Annotated in this window: 2 protein-coding genes, 1 tRNA gene and 1 pseudogene; all 4 read left to right on the top strand. The window is 58.3% G+C overall.

The genetic code is table 11. The features are described 5' to 3' along the window. Positions 1-213: pseudogene (locus tag V6C07_RS08020) on the top strand (glutamate racemase); the annotation flags it as partial. Between the two features lie 350 nt (positions 214-563). After that, the gene (locus tag V6C07_RS08015) at positions 564-839 is read left to right on the top strand and encodes an HU family DNA-binding protein (protein ID WP_012623739.1); all 276 of its coding nucleotides are present in this window, start codon (positions 564-566) and stop codon (positions 837-839) included. A 193-nt stretch (positions 840-1,032) separates the two neighbouring features. Then, positions 1,033-1,122 (top strand) — tRNA-Ser (locus tag V6C07_RS08010). A 575-nt stretch (positions 1,123-1,697) separates the two neighbouring features. Next, positions 1,698-2,686: cache domain-containing protein (locus tag V6C07_RS08005; protein WP_333535851.1), on the top strand; the 989-nt coding region annotated here is incomplete at its 3' end.

Here is a 2,686-nt window from a genome sequence, read left to right as displayed (position 1 = left end):
GCCATCACGGCCCAGGTGGTGGCCGGCGAATTGGCCCGCCTGGGTGCGCTCCACCCCGAAACGCAGCAAAGGACGCCCCCTGCGGCCCCGGCATGCCGCACCGGACAAAGCCGCTTTCTGACCACAGACAATGTGGCCCGCTTTATCCGCACGGGCAGCCTCTTTCTGGGCCGTGAAATGGCCCAAAACGAAGTTACGCTGGTGGACTTGTAGGGCGTCATTTATTTTCAATCATTTCACCATACTATTCACGCTTTTTTACGGCGCGCCGGGCAAGCTTGTGAAAAAAAATCAGCCCGCTAATGACGAAAAGCCAGAGCAGGCGCGGCATTCAGTGCTTTTTCGTTGACAGGAAAACGCCGCTAACGTAATGAGACTACAGTCTGACGGCGCTAAAAGCGTCACTGCCTGCAAATTCCCATGGCGCGCGTATGCCCGGGTCGGCATAGCGCGACTGCCCCATGCGCGAAAGGCCCGTCGGGCCACCTCCCCGGTTATTCCGATGTGCCGCCCGATATGGATAGTCAGGGAACAAACCGAAATCCTTTTATGGAGTAAGAATCATGACTAAAGCTGAGCTTGTCGAAAAAATCCATGCCAAAGCTGGCCTTCCCACCAAGGCCAAAGCTGAAGAAGCCCTTGACGCCGTTGTCGCCGCACTTCGCGAAGCCCTTGCTGCCGGCGAATCCGTAACCTTCACCGGTTTCGGCAGCTTCAAGGTTGTGGAACGCGCCGCCCGCAAGGGTCGCAACCCCCGCACCGGCATGGAAATCACCATCCCGGCCAGCAAGGTTGCCAAATTCACGCCCGGCAAGGGCCTGAAAGACGCCATTAAATAATCACGGCGTAGCAAGTTTTTTAACGGCGCGTTTCCAGACTGGACAATGCGCCGTCTTTTTTTCCGCAAAAAACATGCGCTGCCGCGCGCAAGGACGGGATGAAAGGACGGCTGCATCTTTGCAGGCGTGTGTATTGAGTTTCCGCCCGGAATGCATTACTAGAGCATTGCTGGCACTGATGTGCCCACCCTGCGGAGGGGTGGCAGAGCGGTTGATCGCGGCGGTCTTGAAAACCGTTGAAGGTGTGAGCCTTCCGGGGGTTCAAATCCCTCCCCCTCCGCCATGAAGTTACAAGAAGCCCCGGCGCGCATGCGCCCGGGCTTCTTTTTTGTCGTCCGCGCCCCGACCGGCGGCTGCGCGACCCTGCAAAAACGCCGTGCATGCCGCAGCACTTCCTGAGCTGTTGCGAAGACGCGCAACAACAGGTATGGTAAATAATTCTTTTTATCTAACAGCGGTCTGAGCGGCGCCACGCCCTCAGGATGCTGCCATGCGCCGCCAGGCCGGACACTTGCTGTTCTCGGCCTTGGCGAAGTGCTGCGTCTGTGCAGGCATGGCTTGCTCATTTTTTTTCTAACCATGTATCACCAGACCCTCCCCATCCGTAAAAGTATTCCGCCATTGCGCCCGCAGGCATCCCGGCCCGAAAAAAACCGGTTTGTCAGGCTCACCGCAGCGGCGGAAATTTTTGCGCTCTTTCTTATGGCAGCACCTGAACACAGGCCCAAGAACGTACTTCACGAACCTGGTTGACAGCCCCATTAACGGCGGCCACGTCCACTCCCCCCAACAACAACCATAACAGCCCTGTATCGCCGCCCGGCGGGAGCAGTTGCCCGCCCACGGCCGGAGAATCACATGTTCAAAAACATCAGCATCGCCCAACGGATCACCTGTTTTGTCGCTCTGATGATAGCCATGATCATCGCCATGGCGGTTCTGTCCTTTTTCATGACCAGCAGCGTCATCAAGGAAGGAACCTCGGTTGCCAGAAACCAGCTGCTGGACTCGCAGCGCGCACGCATCAAGGACGTCACCCAGGCATCGGCGCTGGGCCTGGCTGCCATGACCAGAGGCCTGCCCCAGCAGGAGCAGTTGCGCGTTATCGCCGATTATGTGGAAAAATCCCGCTTTGAGGACGACGCCTCCGGCTATTTTTATGTCTATGAGGGCACTGTCAACGTGGCCCATCCCACGCAAAAGCAGCTTATCGGCAAAGACCTGTCCGGCACTGCCGACAAGCAGGGCGTTCGCTATGTGGTAGAGCTGAACAAGGCGGCGGCAAAAGGCGGCGGCTTTGTGGACTTTGTCTTTCCCAAGCCCGGCGCGGGCGATGTTTTCAAGCTTGGCTATGCGGAAAAGATAGAAGGCACGCCCTACTGGATCGGCACGGGCGTATATATTGATAACGTGGACAAAGAAGAACGCCGGCTGCACAGCACCATGAACAGCCTGCTTACCCGCACCCTCGGCACGTATGGCGGCGGCTTTCTTGCGGCCTTGCTGCTGCTCGTCATTCCTCTTTCCTACCGTCTGGCAACGTCCATCACCCGTCCCCTGGCAGAAATCACCGGGCAGGCCCGTGCCGTTGCCGCAGGCAATCTTGATGTGGCAATCACTCCTGACGGCAAGGACGAAATCGCCCTGCTGGAGCAGGCATTGCGCGACATGGTGGACAAACTGAAAAAACTTATCAACGAAACAGCCGCCAAAAGCCGTCAGGCTGACGAGGCGGCCCAGGAGGCCAGGACTGCTCAGGGGCAGGCTGAACAGGCCGGACGGGAGGCGCAAGCAAAGGCAGACGCCATGCTTGTGGCCGCCGACAGGCTGGAGCAGGTGGCGCAGGC

The organism is Desulfovibrio sp. 1214_IL3152, assembly GCF_036763055.1.
In the GTDB taxonomy this organism is placed as follows: domain Bacteria; phylum Desulfobacterota; class Desulfovibrionia; order Desulfovibrionales; family Desulfovibrionaceae; genus Desulfovibrio.
This window is presented reverse-complemented; position numbering and strand designations above follow the sequence as displayed.

Coding starts and splice junctions, on each gene's coding strand:
- V6C07_RS08015 (WP_012623739.1), top strand. CDS start 564: ATGACTAAAGCTGAGCTTGTCGAAAAAATCCATGCCAAAGCTGGCCTT.